This window comes from Pseudomonadota bacterium, assembly GCA_039714795.1.
Taxonomy (GTDB): domain Bacteria; phylum Pseudomonadota; class Alphaproteobacteria; order JAGOMX01; family JAGOMX01; genus JBDLIP01.
Map to the genome: position 1 here is coordinate 1 of JBDLIP010000164.1, position 3,011 is coordinate 3,011.

The following is a 3,011-nucleotide window of genomic DNA, read 5'->3' on the forward strand; positions in this document are numbered from 1 at the left end:
GGCGGATAATAATTTCTTGTTGCTCTTTGGCACTGGTCATCCCGGATTATATATAAGATTTTAATTAAATTGTCAACTTTATTTCTCCAGCCTTCCTTAATGGCGGACGCCGAGTAGATGTGTTGTTTAGGAAGGGTTTTAGTTTAAAGCGATCCGTCATGCCAACTATGAAAGTGAGGGTAGACCAATGAGTAAGATACCAATTGCTAGCATTTTACTAGGCGTTTTGTCTCTGACAGGCTGTACTTACAGTAGCCACTTTGATTGCCCTGTTGCTGAGGGCAGTAAGTGTACTGCGCTTGCACAAAACGACAAGAAAATAGCTCAGGGAGAATATGAACAATTACCGCCTTCGGAAATAGCTGCTGATTTTAAGGAGTGCTTCTATTTCCGAGAGGACTTTGATAGATGATGGGACATTTGAGGGTATAGATGATGGAGAAACTGGGGCAACTCATAGCAAAGTTATTGGGTGAAGATGTAGGTTGTGCTTTTAATACCGGCTCAGCCAAATCATTTTGGGATCTTTGTGTAGTTCCACGTATTTTTGATCATTTACCTTATGAAGGCTATGATGCAGCTGATGGATTGTTTATCAATCGTGAAACTACAGGTTTTATTTTGCAGGGAGATCCGGTAGTAGGTGCTTCTCTTGCAGATCAGGAGCAACTTTCAGATTTTTTCCGTCAGGCGGACAACCTACCTGAGGGTAGTTCCTTACAGTTTTTATTATATGCCAGCCCTAAAATTGGCGCTCTTTTAGATTATTGGTCCAGTAATAGACAGGAATCGTTGCAAAAGCTTACCCAAAGACGTGTGCAGTTCTTGTCTGAAAAGGCCTTTGCTGCTGAAGATGGGTTCTTGGTTCGAGATTATCGTTTGCTTATTTCCTTTAGCTATCCAGAAAAAGTTACCGATTTAATGGAGCGGCACCGGATTGTGCAAATTCGCGAAGTACTTAAGGGTTATTTAGGCCAAATAGGTTTACCGACAAAAACACTTGATGCAGATGGGTTGCTCAGAGAAATCGGCGCTATCTTGAACTTTAGAGAAGTCACAAATTGCCGGGCAAGAAACTATGATTCTCGCGTTAGCCTAAATCGTCAGGTTTTAGACAAGAATGATGAATGGGTGCTTGATAAGGATGGCATTAAGCTTGCGCGTGATACTTATAGTGTTAAAAGCTTTGTACCCAAAGATAAACCCCGCTATTGGGCTTTGGGTCACATGGACAAGTTTTTAGGGGATATTTTTAAACCACAACAAAAGCTAAGTTGTGCTTTTTTGTTGCACTATGGACTTTATGTAACTCCGGGTCAGGGTAATGAAAAACGTAAGGCGTTTTCCAAACGAGAGAGTTTAGAAAACTCACTTAAAAACCGCATGACCAAGTGGGTTCCCGGTATTGAGGAAGAGTTTGCAGAATTTAAGGAGATAACCGAACAACTTCAGCTTGGAGAAAGGGTTGTCCAGGCTGGTCTCAGTTGTACGATCTTTTGTAAAAGCGCACAAGTTCAGTCTGCGGAGCGACAGCTTGGTAGTATTTGGAGGAATGGCGGTTGGAGCTTGCAACCAGCCACTTATGATCATCTGTCAGTTTTGCTAGCGAGCATGCCGATGATGTGGACTTTGGGGACTTACAAAAAGTCCTTAGGGTTTAAGGAGGAAATTACAGGTGCAGCTAGTGTTCTTGAACGTCTGGGTCGGATTGAAAAGACTATTACTCGGGAAGCGCAGAACATGCTACCGATTGTTGGTGAATGGAAGGGGCAGATTGCCCCAGGTATGCCTTTAATTGGCAGAAGGGGTCAGCTTTTTTTCTGGAATCCGTTTGATGGAATGTTGTTGCCGGGTAAGGATCTTCCATCTCAGACTGCAAATTATAACCTTTGCATTAGCGGTAAGTCTGGAAGTGGTAAGAGTTTTTTTTGCAATGAACTGATAGTTAATACCCTGGCTACAGGTGGTAAGGCCTTTGTTTTGGATAAAGGTAATAGCTTTAAGAATATGTGCTTGATTTTAGGCGGGCACCATATTGATTTTAGTGCTAACACCAATCATTGCCTAAATCCATTTACGCATATTCCAGAAGGTGCTGCTGCGGATGAGATAGAAGAACGCTCTGAGCAACTTAATATTGTGGTGCAGGTTTTGAAAACCATGGCCATGCCGACCCGTGAGCCAGATGAGATTCAAAGCAGTTTTTTAGAAGAAGCTGTTGCAGCGGTTTGGCAGGCGAGGGGGGCTTCCAGTTGTATTAATGATGTGCAGCAGTGGTTGGTCAATCATGTAGATTCACGTGCGCAAGATCTGGGGCGTATGCTGCTTAAGTTTACAGGTTGTGGTAAGTATGCCAATTTCTTTAATCGCCCAGCCACGGTCAATTTAAAGCATGATTTTGTGGTGATTGAAACTCAAAACTTGATGAACCATGAAGAATTGCGAGCTGTACTGGTGCAGATGATGATTGTGCAGGTTTGTCAGAAAATGGTCAGTAGTGATCGGCGGCAGGCTTTTTTGGTTTTGATAGATGAAGCTTGGGAGTTAATTCAGGGTGTGGCCTCGGGAAAATTCATCGCAGCATTTGTACGCACAGCCAGGAAATATCGTGCCTCTTTGGCGCTTGCAACCCAGAACATTTCAGATTTTTTTAGAAAGGAGAGTCCTGGGGCTACGGTTGCGTTTGAAAACTCAGACTGGAAATGCATTTTCAAGCAAGAATCATTGAGTTTTGTGGAAAAGCTTGGCCGAGCTGAAGCGGAGCAAAATTTGGCCAAAAAGGTTATCGGCAGTTTATTGCCAGCATCAAGCTTTAGTGAGTTTGCCATTTTTGGTCAGGAGGTACGGGGGGTTGTGGGCCGGTTGTTTTGTGATCAGTTTTCTGGGCTTTTGTATTCAACCAAGGCACAAGATTATGCAGAGATTGTTAAGTTTAAAAATCAAGGTTTGGGAGTTGAAGAGTCGATAGAATCGGTTCTAGCCGAACGTCATGGTTGCGCAGCAGCCTTTGT

2 protein-coding genes are annotated in these 3,011 nt (G+C 43.2%); both read left to right on the plus strand.

Features of this window, described 5'->3' with window-relative positions; all coding sequences use genetic code 11:
- The first annotated feature begins 187 nt into the window (after positions 1-187).
- Positions 188-412, plus strand: a complete 225-nt coding sequence (locus tag ABFQ95_08275) for a hypothetical protein (protein ID MEN8237510.1) — start codon at positions 188-190, stop codon at positions 410-412.
- 20 nt (positions 413-432) lie between these two features.
- On the plus strand, positions 433-3,011 hold a 2,579-nt coding region (traC, locus tag ABFQ95_08280), incomplete at its 3' end, for a type IV secretion system protein TraC (GenBank protein MEN8237511.1).